Source organism: Psychrilyobacter atlanticus DSM 19335 (assembly GCF_000426625.1).
GTDB lineage: Bacteria > Fusobacteriota > Fusobacteriia > Fusobacteriales > Fusobacteriaceae > Psychrilyobacter > Psychrilyobacter atlanticus.
This window is the reverse complement of record NZ_KE384547.1, coordinates 191,883-217,718: the sequence shown is the minus strand read 5'-3', so window position 1 is coordinate 217,718 and position 25,836 is coordinate 191,883. Positions and strand designations below refer to the sequence as shown.

At 35.7% G+C, this 25,836-nt stretch carries 21 protein-coding genes, 5 tRNA genes and 3 rRNA genes; all 29 read right to left on the bottom strand.

The window, feature by feature from the left end; all coding sequences use genetic code 11:
* Positions 1–19 precede the first annotated feature (19 nt).
* Positions 20–862 carry an MIP/aquaporin family protein gene (locus tag K337_RS0101500; protein ID WP_028855009.1) on the bottom strand — a complete coding sequence of 281 codons (843 nt, stop codon included), beginning with the start codon at positions 860–862 and terminating at the stop codon, positions 20–22.
* 225 nt (positions 863–1,087) lie between these two features.
* Positions 1,088–1,648 carry a glycerol-3-phosphate responsive antiterminator gene (locus tag K337_RS0101495; RefSeq protein WP_028855008.1) on the bottom strand — a complete coding sequence of 187 codons (561 nt, stop codon included), beginning with the start codon at positions 1,646–1,648 and terminating at the stop codon, positions 1,088–1,090.
* Between the two features lie 9 nt (positions 1,649–1,657).
* Complete coding sequence (locus K337_RS0101490) at positions 1,658–3,007, bottom strand: MATE family efflux transporter (protein ID WP_028855007.1); 1,350 nt, start codon at positions 3,005–3,007, stop codon at positions 1,658–1,660.
* Positions 3,008–3,526: 519 nt separating this feature from the next.
* A 5S ribosomal RNA gene (rrf, locus tag K337_RS0101485) occupies positions 3,527–3,643 on the bottom strand.
* A gap of 151 nt (positions 3,644–3,794) precedes the next feature.
* Positions 3,795–6,738 (bottom strand): 23S ribosomal RNA (locus K337_RS0101480).
* A gap of 287 nt (positions 6,739–7,025) precedes the next feature.
* Positions 7,026–8,544, bottom strand: a 16S ribosomal RNA gene (locus tag K337_RS0101475).
* The 16S, 23S and 5S rRNA genes sit together here, the layout of an rRNA operon.
* A gap of 703 nt (positions 8,545–9,247) precedes the next feature.
* Positions 9,248–10,597, bottom strand: coding sequence for an alanine/glycine:cation symporter family protein (locus K337_RS0101470; RefSeq protein WP_342663209.1), 1,350 nt, complete (start codon positions 10,595–10,597; stop codon positions 9,248–9,250).
* Positions 10,598–11,188: 591 nt separating this feature from the next.
* Positions 11,189–11,506, bottom strand: coding sequence for a ribosome hibernation-promoting factor, HPF/YfiA family (gene hpf, locus K337_RS17430; RefSeq protein ID WP_051251554.1), 318 nt, complete (start codon positions 11,504–11,506; stop codon positions 11,189–11,191).
* Between the two features lie 171 nt (positions 11,507–11,677).
* Complete coding sequence (locus K337_RS0101460; protein WP_028855005.1) at positions 11,678–12,895, bottom strand: phosphoglycerate kinase; 1,218 nt, start codon at positions 12,893–12,895, stop codon at positions 11,678–11,680.
* Between the two features lie 120 nt (positions 12,896–13,015).
* The gene (gene gap, locus K337_RS0101455) at positions 13,016–14,032 is read right to left on the bottom strand and encodes a type I glyceraldehyde-3-phosphate dehydrogenase (RefSeq protein ID WP_028855004.1); all 1,017 of its coding nucleotides are present in this window, start codon (positions 14,030–14,032) and stop codon (positions 13,016–13,018) included.
* Positions 14,033–14,143: 111 nt separating this feature from the next.
* Positions 14,144–15,028: an RluA family pseudouridine synthase gene (locus tag K337_RS0101450; RefSeq protein ID WP_028855003.1), complete on the bottom strand. Its 885-nt coding sequence runs from the start codon at positions 15,026–15,028 to the stop codon at positions 14,144–14,146.
* 261 nt (positions 15,029–15,289) lie between these two features.
* Positions 15,290–16,384, bottom strand: coding sequence for a D-alanyl-D-alanine carboxypeptidase family protein (locus tag K337_RS17425; RefSeq protein WP_051251553.1), 1,095 nt, complete (start codon positions 16,382–16,384; stop codon positions 15,290–15,292).
* A gap of 117 nt (positions 16,385–16,501) precedes the next feature.
* Positions 16,502–16,870 carry a Fe-S cluster assembly scaffold protein NifU gene (gene nifU / locus K337_RS0101440; RefSeq protein ID WP_028855002.1) on the bottom strand — a complete coding sequence of 123 codons (369 nt, stop codon included), beginning with the start codon at positions 16,868–16,870 and terminating at the stop codon, positions 16,502–16,504.
* Positions 16,871–16,895: 25 nt separating this feature from the next.
* Positions 16,896–18,071 carry a cysteine desulfurase family protein gene (locus tag K337_RS0101435; RefSeq protein ID WP_028855001.1) on the bottom strand — a complete coding sequence of 392 codons (1,176 nt, stop codon included), beginning with the start codon at positions 18,069–18,071 and terminating at the stop codon, positions 16,896–16,898.
* A 128-nt stretch (positions 18,072–18,199) separates the two neighbouring features.
* Entirely contained in the window at positions 18,200–18,868 is a 669-nt protein-coding gene (nth, locus tag K337_RS0101430; RefSeq protein ID WP_028855000.1) for an endonuclease III, read from the bottom strand.
* A 71-nt stretch (positions 18,869–18,939) separates the two neighbouring features.
* Positions 18,940–19,419 (bottom strand): nucleotidyltransferase family protein, encoded by a 480-nt coding sequence (locus tag K337_RS0101425; RefSeq protein ID WP_028854999.1) that lies wholly within the window; start codon positions 19,417–19,419, stop codon positions 18,940–18,942.
* Between the two features lie 415 nt (positions 19,420–19,834).
* Positions 19,835–20,011 carry a rubredoxin gene (locus K337_RS19515; protein ID WP_084140758.1) on the bottom strand — a complete coding sequence of 59 codons (177 nt, stop codon included), beginning with the start codon at positions 20,009–20,011 and terminating at the stop codon, positions 19,835–19,837.
* A 33-nt stretch (positions 20,012–20,044) separates the two neighbouring features.
* Positions 20,045–20,203, bottom strand: coding sequence for a rubredoxin (rd, locus tag K337_RS19510; RefSeq protein WP_084140757.1), 159 nt, complete (start codon positions 20,201–20,203; stop codon positions 20,045–20,047).
* A gap of 67 nt (positions 20,204–20,270) precedes the next feature.
* Entirely contained in the window at positions 20,271–20,843 is a 573-nt protein-coding gene (rbr, locus tag K337_RS0101410; protein WP_028854998.1) for a rubrerythrin, read from the bottom strand.
* Positions 20,844–20,911: 68 nt separating this feature from the next.
* Positions 20,912–21,430 (bottom strand): ferritin, encoded by a 519-nt coding sequence (locus K337_RS0101405; protein WP_245584859.1) that lies wholly within the window; start codon positions 21,428–21,430, stop codon positions 20,912–20,914.
* 192 nt (positions 21,431–21,622) lie between these two features.
* Positions 21,623–22,045 carry a Fur family transcriptional regulator gene (locus K337_RS0101400; RefSeq protein ID WP_028854996.1) on the bottom strand — a complete coding sequence of 141 codons (423 nt, stop codon included), beginning with the start codon at positions 22,043–22,045 and terminating at the stop codon, positions 21,623–21,625.
* A gap of 90 nt (positions 22,046–22,135) precedes the next feature.
* On the bottom strand, positions 22,136–22,582 hold the full coding sequence (locus tag K337_RS0101395) for a GNAT family N-acetyltransferase (RefSeq protein WP_028854995.1): 447 nt from the start codon (positions 22,580–22,582) through the stop codon (positions 22,136–22,138).
* 27 nt (positions 22,583–22,609) lie between these two features.
* On the bottom strand, positions 22,610–23,341 hold the full coding sequence (gene truA, locus K337_RS0101390; protein WP_028854994.1) for a tRNA pseudouridine(38-40) synthase TruA: 732 nt from the start codon (positions 23,339–23,341) through the stop codon (positions 22,610–22,612).
* A 99-nt stretch (positions 23,342–23,440) separates the two neighbouring features.
* Positions 23,441–23,524: transfer RNA gene (locus tag K337_RS0101385), tRNA-Leu, on the bottom strand.
* Between the two features lie 7 nt (positions 23,525–23,531).
* Positions 23,532–23,607 (bottom strand) — tRNA-Lys (locus tag K337_RS0101380).
* Between the two features lie 22 nt (positions 23,608–23,629).
* A tRNA-His gene (locus tag K337_RS0101375) sits at positions 23,630–23,705 on the bottom strand.
* Positions 23,706–23,712: 7 nt separating this feature from the next.
* Positions 23,713–23,788 (bottom strand) — tRNA-Gly (locus K337_RS0101370).
* Positions 23,789–23,812: 24 nt separating this feature from the next.
* Positions 23,813–23,889 (bottom strand) — tRNA-Pro (locus K337_RS0101365).
* Between the two features lie 142 nt (positions 23,890–24,031).
* Positions 24,032–25,813 carry a 5'-nucleotidase C-terminal domain-containing protein gene (locus K337_RS0101360; protein WP_028854993.1) on the bottom strand — a complete coding sequence of 594 codons (1,782 nt, stop codon included), beginning with the start codon at positions 25,811–25,813 and terminating at the stop codon, positions 24,032–24,034.
* Positions 25,814–25,836: the final 23 nt, after the last annotated feature.

Below are 25,836 nucleotides of genomic sequence, written 5' to 3'. Positions count from 1 at the left end.
CTTTTAAGCCTCCTATTTTTTAGTTGTTAAATACTCCGATTTCTTCCTCACATTCTTCTTTATTTTCTAAATCACAAACACCCTTTGGTAGGTTTGTTGCAATCACTTTATCGTATACTAACCCTCCAAGCTGTGCCCCAACTATCGGTCCTAAGATTGGTACCCAGAAATATGGATTTGCCAAGCCACCTGTAAAGGCTACCTTTCCCCATCCTGCGAAAAATGCAAATAATTTCGGTCCAAAATCTCTAGCTGGATTCATAGCAAATCCTGTAAGTGGTCCCATAGATGCTCCAATTACTGCAATTACTATACCAACTAAGATCGCTGATGTATGTCCTTTAGGAGCACCATTTTGGTCATCTCCAACTGCAAAAATTGTCATCATAAGTACTGCTGTTATTACAACTTCCACTACAAATGCTTGAAAGTTATCGATATGTGGATTTGGGTACGTAGAAAAAATTCCTGCTGTAGATAAACTTTCTACACTTCCTCTGATTATTCCATGAGCTTTGTCGTAAGCTACAAATAGATGTCTATAAAGAAAGTAAACTAACCCTGCTGATGAGAAAGCTCCTAAAATTTGAGATACAATATACGGTAAAACCTTAGATTTTTCAAATCCTCTACGAGTCATTAGTGCCAAAGTTACTGCTGGATTTAAATGTGCTCCTGATACTCCAGCTGTTACATATATTGCCATAGTTACACCTAATCCCCAAACGATACTAATTTCCCATTGTCCCATGTCAACACCTGCTACTACTAGTGCTGCTACACAACCTACTCCAAAAAATATTAAAATTCCTGTCCCTAGAAATTCAGCTAAACATTCACCTATAATTCCTTTACTTTTCATCTACAAACCCCCTTTATTTATAATGATACCGCGGCCAAAACTTCGTCCAAATTATAAACCCAATAAAAAAGAAGATTAAAAAATGTATCCCTTTAACAGGATAGTAATTAATCTTCTCTCGGTCTCTAAGATTTATATTTCTTTCTACTAAGAGAATACCTTTATTTTTTTGTTTTGTCAAATTTATGTGTTTTTTTTATACGTATAGTCTGTCTATGAAACATTTCACAAAGTCCATATGTCTGATTTAGTTGTAGATATACCTATAGCTCCGGCTTTTAGAGCTAATATAACATCCTCTTTATCCATTATTATTCCACTTGCTATAAGAGGACATTTATAATTATATAAAAATCTTTTTATTATTTTTGGCATAGCTCCTGGTAAGATTTCTACAATATCTGGCTTAGTTGCCCTAGCATATTTCAAACTATTTTTATATGAGATAGAATCCAAGATAAAAAATCTTTGTATTGTCAGTAATTTTCGTTTTTTAGCCTCCTTTATCAAGGCTGATTTAGTACTAATAATTCCATCCAATTCTGTCTTTTCATTTAAATATTCAAGTGCATCTACTGTAGGGGACATACCATCTATCAAATCTATATGTACAAAAACAATCTTACCCGTTTTTTTTATTTTCTCCACCATTGTCTCAATGGTTAATATAGTTGATTTTAAAAGAAAGATTACCTCTATATCACTATTTAAGGCTTCTCTCAATGTTTTTTCATCTTTTACTGCCGCTATTATTGGATTCAACTCCAATTTCTCAATTAATCCCATCTTTTCCTCCTACATATTTTCCACTAAATTTGTAATCCATTTTTTTGAAATAACTCTCCTAACACTAAAAATAAACTTTATAACTTCCTCACTTCCGGCCAGTCCATAAACTATATAGATAGGCAACCCCAAGGTCAATCCTCCATAGATCACAAGAGGTATTCCCACAAGCCAAAGTGCTGTTATATCTAAGACCAAACAATATTTCACATCTCCTCCAGCCCTTAATATTCCTACCACTGTAGTTGCTGTAAAACTTTTAAACGGTGTCAGAACTGCCAGCATATAAGTTGTTTTTACCACTAAGTCATAAACTTCCACCTCTAAATTATAAAAACTTAGTAACGGTTTTATGATTATAACCATGATTACTCCTGTTACTATCCCTATATATACAGATATTTTCCCCAATAGGTATGCATATTTAATAGCTTCTTCCTCTTCTTTTTCTCCAATTTTATGTCCTATCATTACTGCTGTTGCACTGGCAATACCAAAGAACCCTGTAAATAATATTTTAGCAATACTATCCACAATGTTTATTACTGCTACTGATTCAGTACTCATCCTAGCATATACCATAGCATAAGCAGTCATTCCAAGAGCCCAAAGCATCTCATTTGCTATAACCGGTGCAGTAGTCAGAGTGAATTTTTTCAGAAACTTTCTATCAATTTTTACCATTTCTTTTATCTTACAAGCCAATGGGTATTTATTTTTATATACTAAACTTACTATTATTGTCATCTCTATAATTCTGGCAATTAAAGTAGCTATTGCAGCTCCCTCTATCCCTAATTTCGGAAACCCTAAATTTCCAAATATTAATACATAATTAAAAAAGACATTAACTACCAAACTGACTACACTGGTAGAGACACCCAATTTCAAGATACCTACACTCCTAAGCTGAATTCCATACACCATGGATATTGCTGTTATTATATATGACCAACTTACTATCTTTAAATACGAGGCTCCTAAGTTTATTACTTCTATGTCCGGAGAATATATCTTTATCAAAAACTCTGGAGCAAATTGCCCACCTGCAAAAAAAATTATACCTACAAATATACTAGCTATAAGAGCTATTCCCAACACCTTATATAAACTTTCTTTATCTTTTTTTCCCCAAAATTGCGACATAAAAACTGCCGATCCACTATTTACCCCATATAATAGGAGTGCCATTAAAAACATTATTTGATTGGCTAACCCCAAGGCAGCCAACTTAGTTGCGCCTAGTTTCCCAATCATAAATACATCTGCCATATTTACCGAGGAGGAGATCATACTTTGCATAGCTATAGGTACTGCTATAGTTATCAATTGTTTATAAAACCTTTTTTTACTTTCCATTCTCTCTTCTCCCTTGGATTTATAAGTATTTAAAACTCATAAATTGTTATTAAAATCTAGCTATTATTTATTATATCACATAAAATATTATTACCTTTGTCTTTTTATTTTCTTGGTTGAAACTCATTTTTGACACTGATTTATATGAATTAAAATTCTCTGATCTTCATGGATTAAAATATCTTTTTTAGAGTTAGAAGTTATCTCTCTTTTCCTCTCCCTCCTAAGAAAAAAGGGACACTAACTTTTAAATTTTCTATTTTTGTAGTAGATTACACAGATAAAAAATCTTTTCTTTGTTTTTAACCTAAAAAATAAACCTGTAATCATTAGAGTTCCTTCTGTGTATGCGACAGTATTTGCGTTCTTTTTCTTTTAAACTTTCTGAGACTACCAAATATGGACATGCTCTACGGGAGGAGTTAAAGTTTTATTTTTGATAGTATACATAAAAAAGGAGCCATCAATATTAGTTGATGACTCCTTCAGCTTTTTGAATTTCTTCAAAAAATAAAAAAGACTTGGCAAGTTCCTATCCTCCCAAGGGGCTGCCCCCTAAGTACTTTCGGCGTTTACGGACTTAACTTCTGGGTTCGGAATGTGACCAGGTGTACCCCCGTAGCTTTTCTTACCAAGCTTACTTTCTTATTGAATATTGTTATCACAAAACCCTTGATTTATTAAATAAATCTTAGTGTTTTGGTGATGACCTTTACGGTTAAACATTCAAAACTATATAATAATGTTTTTTCTAAATTAACTCTTTTCTTCTAAATCAATTTTACTTTAGGTAAAGTGTTCGTCATATTAGTATTGGTCAGCTAAAGACTTCACAGCCCTTACACCCCCAACCTATCAACCTCCTAGTCTCGAAGGTGACTTATCAATGATAGAATACTTATCTCTGAGTTGGCTTCCCGCTTAGATGCTTTCAGCGGTTATCCATTCCAAACGTGACTACCCAGCTATGCCATTGGCATGACAACTGGTACATTAGAGGTTTGTCCATCCCGGTCCTCTCGTACTAAGGACAGATCTCATCAATATTCTTACGCCTACAGTGGATAGGGACCGAACTGTCTCACGACGTTCTGAACCCAGCTCACGTACCGCTTTAATGGGCGAACAGCCCAACCCTTGGGACCTTCTCCAGCCCCAGGATGCGATGAGCCGACATCGAGGTGCCAAACTTTGCCGTCGATATGGACTCTCGGGCAAAATCAGCCTGTTATCCCCGGGGTAGCTTTTATCCGTTGAGCGATGGCCCTTCCATTCGGAACCACCGGATCACTATGTCCTGCTTTCGCACCTGCTCGATGTGTCTATCTCACAGTCAAGCTCCCTTATGCCATTGCACTCTTCGGTTGATTTCCATCCAACCTGAGGGAACCTTTGAACGCCTCCGTTACTCTTTCGGAGGCGACCGCCCCAGTCAAACTACCCACCTAGCACTGTCTCCATGATTACACATCACAGATTAGAATCAAAATGTTATATGGTTGGTATTCCACCAGCGACTCATATGCAGCTAGCGCCACACATTCACAGTCTCCCAACTATCCTATACACATAACATCTCAACCCAATACCAAGCTATAGTAAAGCTCCACGGGGTCTTTCCGTCCTACTGTAGGTAACCGGTATCTTCACCGGTAGTACAATTTCACCAGGCCTCCCGCCAAGACAGCATTCGAGTCATTACACCATTCGTGCAGGTCGGAACTTACCCGACAAGGAATTTCGCTACCTTAGGACCGTTATAGTTACGGCCGCCGTTCACCGGGGCTTCAATTTGAGTCGCTAAACCCTCCTCTTAACCTTCCGGCACTGGGCAGGTGTCAGCCCATATACATCGCCTTTCAGCTTAGCATAGACCTGTGTTTTTGCTAAACAGTTGCTCGAATCTCTTCACTGCGGCCATCAAAAGCTCAAGAACGCGTGTTTCTATCACCTTTAATGGCACCCCTTCTCCCGAAGTTACGGGGCCATTTTGCAGAGTTCCTTAGCGAGAGTTAGCCTGTACGCCTTAGATTTCTCATCCTAACCACCTGTGTCGGTTTACGGTACGGGCACTATAATTCTCAATAGAAGCTTTTCTCGGCAGCGTGGGATTTGTACCTTCGTGTTCATTACAAACACTCCGCATCACACCTCAGATCTAAAACCGTGGATTTTCCTGCGGTTCCATCCTACATGCTTACACAGACATATCCAACAGTCTGCGCACATACCCTTCTGCGTCCCTCCATCTCTCAAACAAATTATAGTGGCGCAGTAATATTAAACTGCTTTCCATTCGCCTACGCAATCTAGCCTCGGCTTAGGTCCCGGCTTACCCAGAGAAGACAAGCTTTACTCTGGAAACCTTGGTTTTCCGGCGAGAGGGATTCTCACCCTCTTTCTCGCTACTCATTCCTGCATTCTCACTTCCGATACCTCCAGATTGGGTTACCCCTTATCCTTCAACGGCCTACGGAACGCTCTCCTACCAGTCTACACATAGTGTATACTCCACAACTTCGGTTTATATCTTAGCCCCGTTACATTGTCGGCGCAGAGACTCTCGACCAGTGAGCTATTACGCACTCTTTAAATGTATGGCTGCTTCTAAGCCAACATCCTGGTTGTTTCAGAATCTCCACCTCCTTTCCCACTTAGATATAATTTGGGACCTTAGTTGGTGGTCTGGGCTGTTTCCCTTTTGACCATGGATCTTAGTACCCATAGTCTCACTCCTGATCTCTTGAAATATGGTATTCGGAGTTTGATTGATTTCGCTAAGCAATATGCCCGCTAGACCATTCAGTGCTCTACCCCCATATTTAAACAATCAAGGCTGCACCTAAATGCATTTCGGAGAGAACGAGCTATCTCCTGGTTCGATTGGCTTTTCACCCCTATACCTACCTCATCCCCCGGCTTTTCAACGACGGTGGGTTCAGACCTCCACTGTGTCTTACCACAGCTTCATCTTGGACAGGCATAGATCACCAGGTTTCGCGTCTACAACCAACGACTAATTCGCCCTATTCAGACTCGGTTTCCCTTCGGCTCCGTTATACTTAACCTCGCCATTGATCGTAACTCGCAGGATCATTCTCCAAAAGGCACGCCATCACACGCCCGAAGGCTCTGCTCTGACCGCTTGTAAGCACACGGTTTCAGGTTCTATTTCACTCCCCTCCCGGGGTTCTTTTCACCTTTCCCTCACGGTACTATTCACTATCGGTTAGTAAGAGTATTTAGCCTTACGAGATATGGTCCTCGCTGATTCACACAGGGTTTCTCGTGTCCCGTGCTACTTGGGATTACAGTGACTTGCTAACATAAGTTCCCTATACAGGACTATCACCTTCTACGGTTGAACTTTCCAGTTCATTCTAGTACCTCTGTTAGTCAAGCGCAGACTTTGCAGATCTGCTACTCTGTATCCCACTACCCCCAACAAGCAACGCCTGCATGCTATCACACTTGTTCGGTTTGGGCTCTTCCCCGTTCGCTCGCCGCTACTTAGGGAATCGTTTTTACTTTCTCTTCCTCGGATTACTTAGATGTTTCAGTTCATCCGGTTCCCGTTTCCACACTAGTTCTTCAAACTAGTAGGTTTACCCATTCGGAAATCTAAGACTATTACGCTCAATTGCAGCTTGTCTTAGCTTATCGCAGCTTATCACGTCCTTCATCGGCTCTTACTACCAAGGCATTCTCCGTGCGCCCTTAATTTCTTAACCTATTATTAAAATAGAATTTTAATATTTTTTGCTTAATTTGTTTTTAGAATTTTTGAAATCTAATTTACGTTCAGTTATTTCTAACTCTTCGTTAATTATCGTTATGCTCTCACATAACTTGAAGATCTAATAAAATTGTTAATTTATTATTTCATTACTATATAGTTTTCAATGTCCAACTGGTATTTTCTCTCAAAAAAAGAGAACATTACCAAATAAATAGAGAAAGAGACGTGTAAATATTCTTTATATAGATCAGTAAACTGATCTCATAAAGTGCTCCTTAGAAAGGAGGTGATCCATCCGCACCTTCCGGTACGGATACCTTGTTACGACTTCACCCCAATCGCTAATCACACCTTAGGAACATCCCTCCATAAATGGTTAGGCCTGCTACTTTAGGTGCAACCAACTCTCGTGGTGTGACGGGCGGTGTGTACAAGACCCGAGAACGTATTCACCGCGACATTGCTGATTCGCGATTACTAGCGATTCCAACTTCACGCAGTCGAGTTGCAGACTGCGATCCGAACTAAGATTGGCTTTCTGAGATTTGCTCCACCTCGCGGTATTGCTGCTCTCTGTACCAACCATTGTAGCACGTGTGTAGCCCAGCACATAAGGGGCATGATGACTTGACGTCATCCCCACCTTCCTCCTGCTCGTCGCAGGCAGTCTCGCATGAGTCCCCAACTTAATGATGGTAACATACGATAGGGGTTGCGCTCGTTGCGGGACTTAACCCAACATCTCACGACACGAGCTGACGACAGCCATGCACCACCTGTATCAACGTTCCACCGAAGCGGCACCAAGTCATCTCTGACGAGTTCGTTGTATGTCAAGTGCTGGTAAGGTTCCTCGCGTTGCGTCGAATTAAACCACATGCTCCACCGCTTGTGCGGGTCCCCGTCAATTCCTTTGAGTTTCACACTTGCGTGCGTACTCCCCAGGCGGTTCACTTATCGCGTTAGCTTCGGCACAGAGGTTCGACCCCCTACACCCAGTGAACATCGTTTACGGCGTGGACTACCAGGGTATCTAATCCTGTTCGCTCCCCACGCTTTCGAGCTTTAGCGTCAGTATCTGTCCAGTGAGCTGTCTTCACTATCGGCATTCCTACAAATATCTACGAATTTCACCTCTACACTTGTAGTTCCGCCCACCTCTCCAGTACTCTAGCCTGCCAGTTTCAAACGCAATACGGAGTTGAGCCCCGCATTTTCACATCTGACTTAACAAGCCGCCTAGACTCGCTTTACGCCCAATAATTCCGGATAACGCTTGCGACATACGTATTACCGCGGCTGCTGGCACGTATTTAGCCGTCGCTTCTTCTGGTGGTACCGTCACTTTCTTCTTCCCACCTGAAAGCACTTTACAATCCGAAGACCTTCATCGTGCACACAGAATTGCTGGATCAGACTTTTGGTCCATTGTCCAATATTCCCCACTGCTGCCTCCCGTAGGAGTAAGGGCCGTGTCTCAGTCCCCTTGTGGCCGTTCACCCTCTCAGGCCGGCTATCCATCGTCGGCTTGGTAGGCCATTACCCTACCAACTACCTAATGGAACGCAAAGTTCTCCTTCAGCGCATATAGCTTTCATAAGTCCTTGATGCCAAGGTCTCATAATATCCGGTATTAGCTAACCTTTCGATTAGTTGTCCCAGTCTGAAGGGCAAATTCTTTACGCGTTACTCACCCGTCCGCCACCGTACTATCTTCCGAAGAAGAATTCCAGTCGACTTGCATGTGTTAAGCATTCTGTCAGCGTTCATCCTGAGCCAGGATCAAACTCTACATTCAAATTTATATCCTAACTTCATAAATGAAGTTTAGCTATCTATTAAAAGATAATTATTTTTATAGTGGTTCATTCCACTGTACACCTTAATCGATTGTTTAAAACAAAGTTTTAAACGACAATTGAGTTTTTAATTTACACTTTCTTTCTCTATTTAATTGCTAATGTCCTTTTGTTTGTCTCGCTTCAAGTCGCTTTCGCTTTCCCTCGCGGACAAGAAGAAGTATACCGCGTTTACAAGTTTTCGTCAACACTTATTTTGTTTTTTTATTATATTTTTCCAAAACATTTAGCAAAACAGTATCAGAAAACTAAACAGCCTCTATCTACAATTGTTTTTATTGACTCACAGTCTATAGAACAGATATGTTATCCGATGAAAAAACATTTCTAATTTTTCTGATTCTCTCTCTTAACTCGATAACTTAAACGTTATTTTATTAAATGTATTTTATAAAATTTCACAAAGGAGCAACAATAATAGGTAAAAAATTTAAAATATACAAAATTCAGTCTCTTTAAATTCTAGGAAAATCAAAGAAATTCCAAATAAAAACCTCCTACCTGTAATAGTCACACAGTTAGGAGGTTTTTATTTTTCTATATTTATTTTAAGGAAAGAAAGAAATGAAAAAAATATTACTATTTTCATTTGCTTATACCTATCAGACGCAGTAAGTTTTAAAAAAGTCTAAATTTTTTATTTTATATTGTAACTTTAGTTTTATCTGCCTTTTGCTTCTTCAAAAAAACCCCTTCATAATTATCTAGACAACTTTTCACTTCCTTAGATAACAATACTATACCTATAAGGTTAATTACTGTCATCAATCCTATTCCAAAATCTGCCAAAGACCAGATAAATAGATTTTGTTGAATACCACCTTGAAATAACATAACTAATACCAACACTTTAAACATATTTTGAAAGATCTCTCTCTCAGATAAAAAAATTATATTGTTTTTAGCATAGAACATGATCCCCAATACTGTACTAAAGGAAAATAAAAATAATATAAGTGCTATAAATATAACTCCCCAATCTCCTACATGGTATCTAAAAGATTCCTGTAAAAACTTCATCCCCTTTAAATTTGTTTTATCTATATCTGCTAACAACATTACAAAAGCTGTAGCACTACATATTAATATAGTATCTACAAACACTCCTAGAGCTTGCAACAGCCCTTGTTTCGCCGGATGATCAACATCCGCTGATGCTGCCGCACTAGGGGCACTACCACTACCTGCTTCATTAGAAAATAACCCTCTCTTTATCCCAATCATTATAACTGCTCCTAAACTCCCCCCTACTGCCTGCCTAATTCCTAAAGCCTGGGAAACTATCTCTGTTATAAGTCCTGGTATTAAATCAATATTTTTTACCACTATAAACAACACTACTAATAAGTATAGTGCAGACATAATAGGAACTAATTTTGATAAAAGCATAGATATTTTATCCTTTTTTCCAAATATAACTACCCCTGTCAATATTATTAAAATTATAGTCACTATAAGTTCATCAATTCCAAAAGCCACCTTAAAAGATTCTGTTACAGAGTTCGAAACAACCTGCATTACTCCTGCCCAACATATCAATGCAGATATTACAAACAACACTCCTAACCATTTTTTCCCCACTCCTTTATGTAGGAAAAATGCCGGCCCTCCTACAAATTTCCCGTCTTTAGTTTTTTCTCTATAGATAACAGCCAAAACAGTTTCCGCAAACGCTGAAGCGGCTCCTATTACAGCCATTATCCACATCCAAAAAATAGATCCTGCTCCACCTATAGATACTGCCGCTACAACTCCTACCAAGTTCCCAGCTCCTACCCTGGAAGCTGTACTAATACAGAAAGCTTGGAAAGATGTAATCCCTTCACTTTTTTCTTCATTATTTGACTTTACCAAAGATATCATATGCTTAAACAATCTCAATTGAACAAACTTTGTTTTTATACTAAAAAACAGCCCTGCCCCTATCAACATCCAAACCAATACATTTTTTCCCCATAAAACTCCGTTTACAAAGTTTATAATATTTTCCATTACAACCATCTCCTCACAATAAAACACAATATAAAAAAGCCCAAGGACTACACCTTGAGCTTCACTTAAAAAAGTTTAACTACTAAAGATGCAGGCCATCAAAATCAACCTGCATCTATCGCTTATACGCGATGACCCAGATTTAATAAATAATAGTAGTAATAGTAGTTAAATTTAAATTTCATATCAGTCTCCTTATTTTAATTTAATAATTCTTAATGATGCCCTTTGCGAATATGATTTCCCAGATAATAAAAAAAGTCTATAGGTAAGTACCCATAGACTAAAATAACATCTCTTGATACAAATCCATCTCACTAAACTTATAGTAATACAAAATGGATTCGCATATAATTCTAATTTAAAGAATTAATTCAAATCCTGTTTCCTATAATAATAGTAATATAGAGTTGTAATAAAGTTTGATTTTTTCACTTTTTATTCCTCCGAACAATTTATTATTTATAAAATAATATCATTATTTTTATTTTTATTCAAGGTATTTTATATCATAATTTTATTCTTAATTTAAAAAAATTCTCCTAATTATCAGAGTGTTTATATCCCTGATAATTAGGAGATTAGTTTCATCTATTCAACTTCTGGCTTCTCTTCCCTTTTACTATCTAAAATTTTCTTCTTTTCTTTAGTCAATACACCTTTTATCTTCTCTTTAGCCTTATCTATCTCAGTGTATAATTCTCCACCTTTAGTTTTAGCAATATATTTATTCCCCTTAGTACTTACAATAACTTCTACACCATATACTTTTTTATCTTCATATTTTAAAACAACTTCAGTTTCATCTATATGATTAAAGTACGTCTCTAATTTACCAAATCTCTTCTCTGCATAATTTTTGATTCCCTCTGTTACCTCTAAGTGTCTTCCTCTTATTGTCGTTCTCATAAAAATCACATCCTTATTAGTTTGTCCTCATGCTAGTAATACAAATATACGACATAATTCCAACAAAATCAATAGTTAGAGCAAAGAAAGACTCACCAGGAAGAGTGGTCTAAGTATAAAACTGAATATAAAAAGAGGAGGATTTCTCCCCCTCCTGATCTTTCTATTTAATTATTTACCGCAGTTACAGTTACCACAGTGACTAGCTATAGAATCTATTCCTGGTAAAACTTTACCTTCTAAATACTCAAGTGAAGCTCCTCCACCAGTAGAGATATGTGTAAACTTGTCAGCAAATCCTAAATCGATTGCTGCTGTTGCAGAGTCTCCTCCACCGATAATAGTGATAGCACCGTCTAAATTGGCGATAGCTTCACAAACTCCGATAGTTCCTTTAGCAAAGTTAGACATTTCGAATACACCCATCGGTCCATTCCATACTACAGTCTTAGCTCCTGCTAATGCAGATTTAAATAATTCTACTGATTTAGGTCCGATATCTAATCCCATTTCTCCATCAGGAATTTCATTTACAGAAACAATTTTATGTCCTGCATCATTTGAGAATTCTTTTGAAGTAATAGTATCTACAGGTAATACTAATTTATCTCCTGCTAACTCCATTAATTCTTTAGCAAGGTCTAATCTATCTTCTTCACATAATGAAGATCCGATATTTAATCCTTTTGCTTTTAAGAAAGTGAACATCATTCCTCCACCAATAATTATCTTATCAGCTTTTGGTATTAAATTTTTGATTACAGAGATCTTATCAGAAACTTTTGCTCCTCCTAAGATCGCTACTAATGGTTTTTGCGGCGCATCTACTACTCCACCAATAAATTTAATTTCTTTTTCCATTAAGAATCCTGCTGCTGATTCTGTTACGTTTGAAGCGATTCCTACATTTGAAGCATGCGCTCTATGAGCAGTTCCAAATGCATCGTTTACGAAAACGTCTCCTAAAGAAGCCCAGTATTTTCCTAATTCAGGGTCATTTTTAGATTCTTTCTTACCATCGATGTCTTCAAATCTAGTATTTTCAAACATCATGATCTCTCCAGCTTTTAATTCCGCTACTGCAGCTTCTAATTCTGCTCCTCTAGTTTCAGCAACAAACTTAACTTCTTTACCTAATAATTCAGATAATCTTACAGCTATTGGTGCCATTGATTTTCCTGCTTTATCTTCCTCTGTTTTTACTCTTCCTAAATGAGAGAAAGCTATAACTTTTCCACCTTGCTCTAATACATATTTAATTGTGTCAGTAGCTGCAACTATCCTATTATCATTTGTGATCTTTCCATCCTTCATAGGAACGTTAAAATCCACTCTCATTAATACTTTTTTACCGTTTAACTCTAATTCATTTACTATTTTTTTCGCCATTCTCTTAACCCCTCCATAAATATAATTACTGCCTTTAAACGCCTAAGATATATAATACTTCTCTCTAAAAAAAATAGCGGAAACCAATGCTCCCGCTATTCTATTTATTCTATTATATAATTACTTTGCTAATTGAGCAAATTTCTTACAAGTTCTGATTAATTGAGCTGTATAAGACATCTCGTTATCATACCAAGTTAAGATTTTTACTAATTGCTTTCCATCTACAGTCATTACTTTTGTAGATTGAGCATCAAACCATGATCCGAATTCGATTCCGATACAGTCAGAAGATACGATTGGCTCTTCAGTGTATCCTAAAGTTTCATTTGATGCTGCTTTCATAGCTGCATTGATTTCTTCTACAGTTACGTTCTTATCTAACTCTACTACTAAGTCAACACAAGATCCTGTAACAGTTGGAACTCTTACTGCTCCACCATCTAATTTTCCTAATAATTCAGGTAATACTTTTCCTACTGCTACTGCTGCTCCTGTAGATGTAGGTACCATGTTAGCTGCTCCTGCTCTTCCTCTTCTTGCATTGATATCCTTTGGATGAGGTGCATCTAAGATGTTTTGGTCATTTGTATATGCATGGATAGTTGTCATGAATCCTTTAACTAATCCAAATTCTTTGTTTAACACGTTTACAACTGGTGCTAAACAGTTAGTTGTACAAGAAGCTCCAGATATGATAGTTTCTTCTCCAGTTAATACGTCATCGTTTACGTTGAATACAACTGTTTTAAGATCTCCTGCTGCTGGTGCAGAGATAACTACTTTCTTAGCTCCTGCATCTATATGTGCTTGAGACTTTTCTTTAGATACATAGAATCCAGTACATTCTAATACTACATCTACATCTAATGCTTTCCAAGGTAAGTCTGCTGCATTTCTTTCAGAGTATATTTTAATTTCTTTCCCATCTACTACTATTCCGTTTTCTGTAGCTTCAATTGAATCCATTTTGAATCTTCCTTGAGCTGTATCAAACTTTAATAAGTAAGCTAAAGTTCTAGGGTCCGTTAAGTCGTTTATTGCTACTACTTCAAATTCAGGGTTATCTGCCATTAATCTGAATGCTAATCTTCCAATTCTACCAAATCCATTTATCGCTATCTTTACTGCTGCCATAGTTTTATTCCTCCTGAGATTTTTTTATTTTACACTATAAATATATCTTAAATTTCTAGAGTTTGTCAACGGAACGTGAGTATTAATTTTGCAACAATTCTTGGTCTATTTTTACCCTATCACCTCCCCTTTTATAATTCTATCCATGTCATCAGGTAAAGTTGTAGTTACAGTTTCCTCTTTTCCAGTGTCTGGGTTAGTAAAGATTAATTTATAAGCATGCAGAAGCTGTCTTTTAATACTATCAACCATTCCCCCATAGAGTTCATCTCCTAATATTGGATGTCCTATAGATGATAGATGTACTCTGATTTGATGGGTTCTTCCTGTAAATAACTCCACCTCTAGAAGGGTTAAGTTTTGATCATCCATTCTCTTTAAAACCTTTACTCCTGTTTTTGCAGTTTGACCTCCATCTTCTACTGAAAGTAATTCTCTTTTCAGCGAATCTCCTACACGACCAATCGATTCCTCTATAACAAACTCTTCTTCTTTAACTATTCCCTTAACTATTGTTTGATAATACTTCTTCACAGTGGCTTTCTCTTTATTTTGTAAAAATGCCTGGGCAAACCCATTTTTAGCTACCACTATAATTCCAGACGTGTTCATATCCAATCTATTATAGAATCTCGGAACTGTAATTTCCCCTGTCTGTTCCTTCATATAATGCACTATTCCATGAGCCAGAGTTTTATCTACCTTCTTTTTAGTGGGATGCACTATCAAATATGGTTCCTTATTTAATATAATCAGGTTCTTATCCTCATATACTATATCCAAATCCATTTGGATAGGCTCGATGTTTGTTCCTTTATTGTGCTCCTTCACCAATAACCTATTCAATTTCCTTACTTTTTTATTGGGCTTCACTTTTTTCCCATTCAAAAAGATATCGATCTTCCTCATACTTCTACTAGAATAACCCAAAACTTCCTTTAAATAATCCCCAACTTTATATCCATGATATTCTGGCTCTATTATATATTTTTTCATTATTTCTCCTTCTCTCTAACTTTAATTTTTACTTATACTTCTATCTATTATAACATAATAATAGAAAAAGGAACCCAAAGATTCCTTTTCTACAAATTTCACTATAAAGTTTCTGTATTATTTTAGATTTATTTTATTTTCTCTTATAATTCCCTTTTCCACCATATTCATCTCCTATCTCTTTCCTGTATTTGATGTCCTCTCAACTTTCAATCTTGCATATTTATTTTTTTAGAAAAAAAAGAGTCTTTAAAGACTCTTTTAGTTAAATATTCTTTGAAAAAATCCCATTCTTTCAATTGAATGATCAATTCTTAGTTCACTTTTTAAATAAGTTTTACCATCTATTAAAAGCCTATACTCCCCAACTACAGTTCCAGCTGCAACAGGAGCTTTTATATCTTTTTTCATTGTCACTTGTTTTTCTATCTTTCTATTTTTAGCCATCAACTTAGTATAGTTGTTTTCAGCATAAAAATTAACTTCTGATTCCACACCATCTTCAACCTTTAGTGTCCCTATTTTTTCCCCCTGAACCAAAAGATCTATATACCCATAATCAATGTAGAATTTATCTAAATCTTCTAGCACAACTGTATCACGGGTCTTTTCATCTGGCGAACCAAACACAATCTCTATCATATTTAAATCATTCTTTTTAGAAACAATGGAGATATTATACCCTGCCAAACTATGATGTCCAGTTTTTATCCCATAGATCCCATCTATTCCCAATAATTTATTTCTGCTTTTAAACCTCTGCTGACCATTTCTTATACCAGCTTCCTTCATCGAAGCAATTTTCATATAGTCATCATTTTTCAACAATTCCATAGATAATTTATAGATATCATTTACTGTAGATACATCCATCTCTGTTCCCGTCATATGAGGAGGTAACCCTGCCGGAGTATAATAATTAGTATTTACCATCCCTAAAGATTCTGCTTTTTCATTCATTTTCTCTACAAATTTGTCTAAATCTCCACCTCCCACATAATAAGCCAGGGAATATGCTGCATTGTTGGCAGAATAAATAGCCGTTGCTTTGACCAGATCTCTCACACTGAGGCTGTCTTCCACAGTCATCCATATTCTGCTCCCACCAATTTTTCTCATCTCTTCTGGAATATCTACCATATCATCCATCGATATCTCGCCCTTAGATATAGCATCATAGGTAACCAATATAGTCATCATCTTAGTCACAGAAGCCAACGGGTAAATCTTTTCTCCATTGATACTATTTATTATTTTACCATCCGCTGTTCCCAATAGTTTTGCTGCAAATCTATCCCCTTGCCCAAAACTCAATATACCTACAATTAAATATATTCCTATAATAATTCTTTTCATCTTAGTCACTTCATCCTTTTTCTCTTATATTTTATTAATTAATACGCTTTTTAGATTAGAATATTATAGCATATATCAAATAAAAAAGGGATAGTTTCCTACCCCAAAATAAAATCATTATTTTTTAGACATATAGTCTTCTATTGCTGCTTTTATAGCTTCTTCAGCTAACACAGAACAATGTACTTTTGCTGCCGGTAAACCATCTAAAGCTTCTACAACAGCCTTGTTAGTTACTTGTAACGCTTCTTCTACAGTTTTATTTAAGATCATCTCTGTAGTTACTGATGATGATGCAATAGCTGATGCACATCCAAATGTTCTAAATTTTACATCTCTGATGATTCCATCTTCTATCTTTAAGAAGATCTCCATCATATCTCCACAAGAAGGACTTCCAATCTTTCCATATCCATCAGGATTTTCAATTACTCCAACGTTTCTAGGATTCATAAAATGATCCATTACTTTTTTTGTATATTCCATCTATCGTCACTCCCCATTTTTTAATTTATTTTTCAAGTTGAAATTCATTCCAAAGCGGTGAAATCATTCTTAATTTCTCTATCACTTTAGGAGCTTCCTCTATTACATATTCCATATCTTCACGAGTATTAAATTTCCCCAAAGAGAATCTAATAGTCCCATGAGCATCCACAACCTCTATCCCCATTGCTAACAATACATGGGAAGCCTGCAGATCATCCGAAGAACATGCAGATCCTGAACTAACGGCTATCCCTTTATAATCAAGTCCTAATAAGATTGACTCTCCTTCTAAATGTCTAAAACTAATACTTGAAGTTCCTGGAAGCCTAACTGCTTCTTTACCATTTATTTTAATTTCTGGAATTTTTGCGACCATCTCTGTTTCAAAGAATGCTCTCAATTCTTCCTCTTCCTTTATCTTTTCATCCATATTTGTAGTAGCTAATTCCAATGCTTTAGCCATTCCTACTACACCTGCCAGGTTAGTTGTTCCAGGTCTGATCTTTCTTTCCTGTCCTCCACCTGTAATAACTTTTCCTAATCTGATTCCATTTTTAACAAATAATCCAGCTGTTCCCTTAGGACCATTAAATTTATGCCCTGAAAAACTCATTAGGTCCACTCCTAATTCCTTAGGATAGACAGGTATCTTTCCAACCGTTTGAACAGCATCAGTATGAAATACAATCTTGTTCTCACGAGTTATCTTAGATATCTCCTCTATTGGCTGCACTACTCCAGTTTCGTTGTTTGCATGCATAAGAGTAACTAAGATCGTTTCCTTTCTGATAGCTTTTTTTAACTCCTCTACAATTACTACACCGTTTTTATCAACAGGTATATAAGATACTTCAAATCCCTCTCTCTCTAGATCTTGACATGTATTCTTAGCACCCGGATGTTCAATAGCACTTGTAATTATGTGATTCCCTCTTCTTCTATAAGCTCTTGCTATACCTCTTATGGCTAAATTATTACTTTCTACCCCTGTTCCAGTAAAAATTAACTCTGATTTTTCTATCTTTAATATATTTGAAATAGTTTCTCTAGCTGAATTTAAAGCTTTTCCAGCCTCTTGTCCAAAACTGTGCATACTGTGAGCATTTCCATATACCTCACAAAAATAAGGCAACATCGCTTCCAATACTTTTTCATCCGTTTTTGTTGTAGCGTTGTTGTCTAAATAAACTCTTCTCATAGCTTCACCCCTTATTCTATATACCTTATATTACCATTGTTTAGTTTTTATGTCAACATATTCCTTGGTATTCCAAAGGTTTGATCATCGAAACTTTTAAGACCTTAGTATCTCTATCCTATCCGTGGTCAGCTGTTATTTTTCTCCTCTTTTTTTAATTTTTTTCTTCCAAAATTACAAAAAATATTTATTTCACATCTACCACATTGAGGTCTTCTAGCCACACATACATCTCTTCCTTGTAAAATCAAATAATGAGATATATCTATCCAATATTCTTTAGGGACCAACTCCATTAATTCCCTTTCGATAATTATAGGGTTATCTCCCTTAACAAGCCCTATTAAATTTGTCAGTCTCTTTACATGGGTATCCACAGTTACTCCTTCCGCTAACCTCCACACCTCTCCTCTGACAACATTCGCTGTTTTCCTACCGACTCCTGCCAAGGCAACTAATTTATCCATCTCTTGCGGGACCTCTCCCCCATATTTTTCTAGTAGTATCTCACTGGTTTTCTTTATATTTTTGGCTTTATTTTTATAAAATCCTGTACTTTTGACTAAGGTTTCTATCTCTTCTAACTCCATCTCTGCAAATTGTTTCGGAGTATTTATACCCTTTTTTCGAAACATCTCCTCAGTCACTATATTTACCCTCTTATCAGTACACTGAGCTGACAGACTCACGGCTACCAACAACTCAAAAGGGGTCTCATGTTTCAGTGCACACTCTGGATTTCCAAATTTTTCATGGAGTACAGCTATTATCTTTTTTACTTTTTGTTTTTTCGTCATAATTTTCCTTCCTTTTAGTGGCTCTTGGCCAATTTTCATTCTTATAATATTTTCAATACTTTGTAAGTATTCTAGACTAATTCCCATCTTTTCTCTGGCTGTAAATATTCCAAATCTATATTTTCATATATTTCTTTTTCTATTGTATTTTCCATATCTATCTCCATCGCCTTCTCCTCATACTTTTTCTTTATCAGTTTTACATGAGGTTTTGGTCCTGTAGAGTGCCAAAGGGTATAGTTAAAGTGTTTTGAGGTTTCAGGGATTATATGAATAGATATTCCACTCTTTAATAAAAACTCATAATGATTTATACGTCTTTCCACTTCACTATACTTAGAAATTATTTCCAGCACCTTTATTTCTATCTCTTTTAAATTTTCTATTTCTATTTTTTTATCTTCGTTTTTTTCTATGACTATATCTATATCCCCTATATCTTCTTTCTTTCTTCTCAGACTCCCAGTGACTTCACACCTATAATCATATTTTTTTAGGTATTTTTTCACCTTTTCATACTCTTCCATAGCAAACTGGTAATCAAACCTCATCTTATTTCTCCTTCTGTCTTTTTTTTAGTTTATCACAAAAAAGCCCCACCTCAAAATTTGAGATAGGGCTACAGATAAATTAAAAATAAAAAAAGCTTACCAAATGCAAGCTTTTTTTCATCAATAATTCAATTGACACATATAGTCTTAAAAAGGGGGGCTTAAGCTCTACATGGATGTTCAAAGTCTCCCTTGAACTAATATAAGTATACTAAAGATTTTAAAAAAAGTCAACCTTTTTTCGAACGTTTTGCGAAAAAAATTCTGTTTCTACACACAATTCTACTTCAAAATGTACTGTTTGCAAACAAAACATTATTTTCGCATTTAAAACGTTATAAAACTTTATTTAATGACTAAACTTTACTTCTTTTACTTTAAAATAAAAAAATACCTGCAATTTGCAGGCATTTTTTTATTCTGACTTTTCAAATTCCAGTTTTTCAAACTGGTCTTTTCCTACTGCACATGGCGGACAAATCCAGTCTTCTGGTACGTCTTCCCACTTTGTTCCCGGTGCTACCCCTGAATCAGGATCCCCTAATTCTTCATCGTATACATAGCCGCATACCAAACATACCCATCTGTCCATATTCCCTCCAACGTTCTATTAATAGTTATAGAACTACATTTTTTCGAATTGATCTTTTCCTACTGCACATAGAGGACAAATCCAATCTTCTGGGACATCTTCCCACTTTGTTCCTGGTGCTATCCCTGAATCAGGATCTCCAACCTCTGGATCATACACATAACCGCATACTATACATAACCATTTATCCATATATATTCCTCCTAGTTTTAAGTTGTAAGTTACTTATTATCATATTACTCTATAATTTAAGTTTTTCCTAATAATTATTTTCTTTGATCTCAAAATGGCTTTTTGGGTGAAGACATGCAGGACATAACTCTAAAGCTTCCTCCCCTTCATGTACAAATCCACAATTTCTACACTTCCATCTAACTACACTTTTCTTTTTAAACACACTGCTATCTTCTAAATTTGCCAGTAATTTTAAATATCTAGCCTCATGTTCCTTCTCTACAGCCGATATACTTCTATATGCTGCTGCAACTTCAGGAAATCCTTCTTTTTCTGCAACTTCTCCAAAATGAGGGTATAATTCTGTCCATTCTTCATTTTCTCCACCTGCTGCATTTTTTAAATTTTCTTCAGTAGTCCCCACTTGATTAGTTGGGTAGGCAGCTGTAATCTCTAAGTCTCCCCCTTCTAAGAATCTAAAAAATCTTTTAGCATGCTGAACTTCATTATCTGCAGTTTCTAAAAAAATTGCCGAAATTTGTTCATACCCCTCTTTTTTAGCTTGCTTAGCATACATCTTGTATCTGTTTGTAGCTTGTGATTCACCAGCGAAAGACTTCAATAAATTCTTTTCTGTTTCAGTACCTTTAATTGTCATAAATACCTCCCATTACAGCTTATAGCTGTATATAAATTGATAATATATAAAAATAAAATTAACCTAATTTAAGCTTTTTCCTGTGTAGAGTCTATAAATACCCTGTTTTGCATCTCTCTATCTAGCATAAATAAGCCTGTTCCTTTGCCCTCTACCATCTTTAACTGCTCCAATACAGATGACACGTGAGCTTCCTCTTCTACCTGCTCATTTATATACCATTGAAGCATATTTATAGTCGCATAGTCCTTCACTTCATGGGCTACTCCTAAAACTTCATTTATAGATTCAGTTATAAACTTTTCATGTTTGTAGGTATCTTCAAATACATCTATAGGGTCTTTCCACTCCACTTTTACAGCTGCTATCTCAGCTAATACAGCCCTTTCTCCCCTTTCCAATAGATAATCAAACAGTTTTAATGCATGGGACATTTCCTCTTGATATTGTACCCTCATATAGTTAGCAAAACCTGGTAAATTTTTAGAAACGAGATAAGCATTCATCGATAGATATAGATGTGCAGAATACATCTCCTTATTAATTTGCTCATTTAAAATTTCCAACATCCTTTTATTCATTGCCATTTTTATTTCCTCCCAAAATTTAAACTAAATATAACTTTAATAAAATTTCCGCTCTTAAAATTAATCTAATTTTTTATAAAGCACCTCTCTGTATACCAACTTACACATTTTTTTCCTTCTTTTATCTTTTATAAAAAATAAAAAAAATTCCCCATTAAAAATGAAGAATTATCTTTTATTGTTCTACGAACATTATTTTTTTTTCTTTAAACACTCACCGCATACACCTTTAAAATAAAGATGGTGCTCATTTATTTGAAAATTATCAAGTTCAGGAATATTTACCTTCTCCATCCCTATATTAAGATCACTGACCTCTCCACATTCATCACATTTAAAATGTCCATGTATGCTTGTATCAGCATCATATCTAGTTTCATTTTCCTCTACTAAAATTACTATAGCAATCTTCTTTTCTACGAATAAATTTAATGTATTATATACTGTAGTTTTAGATAAAGTTGGTATTTCTGGAGCAAGACTCTTATACATCATATCTATTGTAGGGTGATTTTTATTTACTATTAAGTACTCAAAAATTTTCATCCTCTGATAAGATGGTCTTATATCATGACTTTTTAAATATGAACTTATTTTTTCTATATTTAACTTCATTTCTACCTCCTTTTAGATTGATATTTTGTAATCATTTCATATATAATTCTATTATATTTTTATTGTTTTGTCAACAAAATGATTTTTTTACTATATTTTCCTGCTGAAGTAAAGTCTGTCTATACCTTTTCCATATTCATCCTTTAACATCTCTTCCATCTTAAATCCTAATTTTTTATATAGTTCTATAGCGCCTTCATTTTCCAAAGAAACCGTCAGCCCTATTTTTTTTATCTTATTTTCTCTAAATATTTTTACAGATTCTTCCAAGAGTTTTTTTCCATATCCACATTTTCTATAATCTTTCTTTATAGAAAATCCGTATAAAAACATCTCATCACCATCGAAATTTCTAATATATTCAGCTATCCCTATAACTTCATCCTCTATAACTAAGACAAATACCTTCCCATACCGGATAATAGGCTTCAAGATCCATTCATCTACTCCACCACTTACTCCAAAAGCTTCTTTTTCAACCTCTATAATCTGCTCTATATATTTTTTATCTTTTGCTTTTATCTCTAAAAATTTCATTTTTTATCCCCCTAAAATAACTAACAACTAATAGTTTATCTCATACAGGTATAACCCCGATCCATCTATAACTATCTTTTCACCTTTAGGGTCAGGATTTTCTAATTTTTTTAACAAATAATCACAGGGTCTTTCATTGAAATAAATCGCCAAAGAACTTCCTACCATTATCCTTATCTGTGTCTTTAAAAAAGCATTTCCTTTTATATAAATTCCTATCTTATGGTCAGCTTTTTCATAACATCTTATTTCAAAAATTTCTCTTACAGGATTCTTCCCACCACAATCAGTCATTCTAAATCCATCAAAATTATGGCTGCCTAAAAACACCTTCATTATATCGTATAGTTTATCTACGTGAATTTTCCCTTTGACTTCAGTTAAATATCTAGTTTCAAACACACTTCTTTCAGGAGTCAATATAAATTCATAGGCTCTTGTCTTTGCCGAAAATCTGGAATGAAATTCCATTTCTACATCTTCTACCTTTAATATCTTAATGTCCTTAGGAGTGATGTTATCAAGAGCGTAAACCAGCCTCTCTGCTGGAATTTTAGAGTCAGTAACAAAATTAGAAACTTGTTCAACTGCATGGACCCCCCTATCAGTTCTTCCTGAACTTATTAAGTTTACCCTTTCTCTTATTATCTTGTACAAACCTGATTCAAGTTCCCCTTGTACAGTTCGTCTATCTGGTTGTCTTTGAAATCCAAAAAAATCACTTCCATCATATTGATAGACAAGTTTTATATTTCTCATTTTTTCATCTCCTAGATAAGGCTTTAATTTTATAACAAAAGGTATCTCTACTCTAAAAAAAAAACTCTAGAATAAATTCTAGAGTTTAAAACTTTAATATGGTGCGGAGGGGGGGACTTGAACCCCCACGTCGAAGACACTAGATCCTAAGTCTAGCGCGTCTGCCAATTCCGCCACCCCCGCGTATGGATGGTGCGCCACACAGGGTTTGAACCTGTGACAACTCGATTAAAAGTCGAGTGCTCTACCAGCTGAGCTAGTGGCGCATAATATAAAGTTTTTAAATGTTGGGGTGGCTGACGGGACTTGAACCCGCGACAACCAGTACCACAAACTGGCGCTCTACCAACTGAACTACAACCACCACATTTTGGAGCGGGAAACCAGGTTCGAACTGGCGACATTCAGCTTGGAAGGCTGACGCTCTACCAACTGAGCTATTCCCGCGTATCTTGGTATATTTTATTTAAATGGTCGGAACAATAGGATTCGAACCTATGACCCCCTGCTCCCAAGGCAGGTGCGCTACCGGGCTGCGCTATGCTCCGTTATTATCGTTCTCTCACGACAAGAATAATAATATCACAATAAAGTTAAAGCGTCAACACTTTTTCATACTTTTTTTATTTTTTTGAAAAATATATTTGATTTTAAAAAAAAAGAAGCCACAAAGTGGCTTCTTTTAAAGGATTAGTTAGCCTTTGGTAAAGCTATTTTTTCTCCTATAAAAATTATATCTGGGTTTGTAATCTTTTTATTTTCTTTTAAGATTGTATCCATATCTATTCCTGTTTTTTCAGAAATTGCTCTCAATGTATCTCCTGATTCTACTGTATATACTGAATCATTCGATTTTTTATCCATATTTGCAGTAATTTCTTCCTTCCCTGCGAATACTCTTCCATCTACAGTAGTATGAGTGATTCCATTAGTTTTAATATATTCTCCTAATATCTCTTCAATACTCTCATATTCGTTCACTGTCTTCTTCCCTTTTAAAGAAGCATACTTATCTCCACCTACAGCCATAAAGTCGTTTGTAGCTATCTTATAAGTTCTAGTTAGGTCTAATTTTTCTCCATTGTTAAATGTAACATCATAAACTTTGTTTCCTACTTCTTTCATAGGATCAAATTTAAATGTAAATCCTGCTACATGTGGGAACGCTCCTCTAGCATCTGGATAAGATTGCACACCATTTTCAATAGCATCTTTTAGATCTTGACCAGTTATCTCTTTTACCACCACATAGTTTCCAAATGGTAATACTGAGATAACATCTCCTCTAGTAATTGTTCCTTTTTGGATAGAAGCTCTTATTCCACCACCATTAGTTATAACACCTTCAGCTCCTGTTTTTGTTAACATAGCTTCTGTAATCATATCTCCTAAATTAGTTTCACCAGCTCTTACATCATTTCTTTCACCGTCTAAAAGTACAGGAGTTTCTCCTACAACTACAGATGTAATCTTTTCATTCTCTGTATTTACTTCATCAATAATTGCTCTTACAGCAGGATCTTCCTCAACGTTTTCCATTGCGTATTCTTTAGTAAATAATTTCGCTGTCTCAACTTTTGATCCATCTTTACCTAATTTAATAGTTACTTCTCCTAAGTTCTTATCATAGAATCCTGATTGAACAATAAGAGTATCTTTTACCCACATACCTTCTTCTAGAGTAGTATGACTATGTCCATCAACAACTAGATCTATTCCATCTACTTCTTGAGCTAATTTAATACTTGTATAAACTGAATCTTCATCTACACCTAAATGTGAAAGCGCAACGATGTAGTTCACTCCTTCAGCTTTTAAAGCCGTTACAGACTCTTTAGCTGATGCGATAGGGTCATCAAAGGTAACCGCCTCTACATTGGTAGGGTTAGTCTTATACGCTGTCTCAGGAGTTGCTAAACCAAAGATTCCTACTCTCACACCATTCGGTAATGTTTTGATTGTATATGGTTTAAATGCTTTTTCTCCTGTATCTTTATAAGTAAGGTTTGATACTAACACTGGAAAGTTCATAGTATTTTGTAATTTTTCAATTCTATCCAATCCATAGTTATAGTCATGATTTCCTGTTGTCATAGCATCATAACCCATTTCATTCATAACTCTTACAACTGATGCTCCCTTAGTTAAAGCTGCAAATACAGTTCCATGAATTGTATCTCCTGCATCTAAAAATAATACATTGGGGTCTTCTGCTCTAGTTTGTTTAACCATAGTACTTACTCTGGCTAATCCCATTCCGTCGTATTTACCTGCATCTACCCTTCCATGAATATCATTTACATGCATTACTTTAAATTCTACATCTTCATTTACAACTAATTTCTCAGTTGCCACTACATCTACTTTGTCCCCCGCTACTTTACTAGGTTCATCTGTTTTTGTAGTTTTTCCACATGCCACCACTAAAAGTAACATCATTGCCGATAAGATCTTAACAAATTTCTTCATCATCATTTTTCCTCCCTATTTATATA

Bases quoted from the DNA above. Each gene is read 5' to 3' on its own strand.
- K337_RS0101500 (WP_028855009.1), bottom strand. From the start codon at position 862: ATGAAAAGTAAAGGAATTATAGGTGAATGTTTAGCTGAATTTCTAGGG.
- K337_RS0101495 (WP_028855008.1), bottom strand. From the start codon at position 1,648: ATGGGATTAATTGAGAAATTGGAGTTGAATCCAATAATAGCGGCAGTA.
- K337_RS0101490 (WP_028855007.1), bottom strand. From the start codon at position 3,007: ATGGAAAGTAAAAAAAGGTTTTATAAACAATTGATAACTATAGCAGTA.
- K337_RS0101470 (WP_342663209.1), bottom strand. From the start codon at position 10,597: ATGGAAAATATTATAAACTTTGTAAACGGAGTTTTATGGGGAAAAAAT.
- hpf (WP_051251554.1), bottom strand. From the start codon at position 11,506: ATGAGAACGACAATAAGAGGAAGACACTTAGAGGTAACAGAGGGAATC.
- K337_RS0101460 (WP_028855005.1), bottom strand. From the start codon at position 12,895: ATGGCGAAAAAAATAGTAAATGAATTAGAGTTAAACGGTAAAAAAGTA.
- gap (WP_028855004.1), bottom strand. From the start codon at position 14,032: ATGGCAGCAGTAAAGATAGCGATAAATGGATTTGGTAGAATTGGAAGA.
- K337_RS0101450 (WP_028855003.1), bottom strand. From the start codon at position 15,028: ATGAAAAAATATATAATAGAGCCAGAATATCATGGATATAAAGTTGGG.
- K337_RS17425 (WP_051251553.1), bottom strand. From the start codon at position 16,384: ATGAAAAGAATTATTATAGGAATATATTTAATTGTAGGTATATTGAGT.
- nifU (WP_028855002.1), bottom strand. From the start codon at position 16,870: ATGGAATATACAAAAAAAGTAATGGATCATTTTATGAATCCTAGAAAC.
- K337_RS0101435 (WP_028855001.1), bottom strand. From the start codon at position 18,071: ATGAGAAGAGTTTATTTAGACAACAACGCTACAACAAAAACGGATGAA.
- nth (WP_028855000.1), bottom strand. From the start codon at position 18,868: ATGACGAAAAAACAAAAAGTAAAAAAGATAATAGCTGTACTCCATGAA.
- K337_RS0101425 (WP_028854999.1), bottom strand. From the start codon at position 19,419: ATGAGGTTTGATTACCAGTTTGCTATGGAAGAGTATGAAAAGGTGAAA.
- K337_RS19515 (WP_084140758.1), bottom strand. From the start codon at position 20,011: ATGGACAGATGGGTATGTTTGGTATGCGGCTATGTATACGATGAAGAA.
- rd (WP_084140757.1), bottom strand. From the start codon at position 20,203: ATGGATAAATGGTTATGTATAGTATGCGGTTATGTGTATGATCCAGAG.
- rbr (WP_028854998.1), bottom strand. From the start codon at position 20,843: ATGACAATTAAAGGTACTGAAACAGAAAAGAATTTATTGAAGTCTTTC.
- K337_RS0101405 (WP_245584859.1), bottom strand. From the start codon at position 21,430: ATGGCAATGAATAAAAGGATGTTGGAAATTTTAAATGAGCAAATTAAT.
- K337_RS0101400 (WP_028854996.1), bottom strand. From the start codon at position 22,045: ATGAAGTTAAATATAGAAAAAATAAGTTCATATTTAAAAAGTCATGAT.
- K337_RS0101395 (WP_028854995.1), bottom strand. From the start codon at position 22,582: ATGAAATTTTTAGAGATAAAAGCAAAAGATAAAAAATATATAGAGCAG.
- truA (WP_028854994.1), bottom strand. From the start codon at position 23,341: ATGAGAAATATAAAACTTGTCTATCAATATGATGGAAGTGATTTTTTT.
- K337_RS0101360 (WP_028854993.1), bottom strand. From the start codon at position 25,813: ATGATGAAGAAATTTGTTAAGATCTTATCGGCAATGATGTTACTTTTA.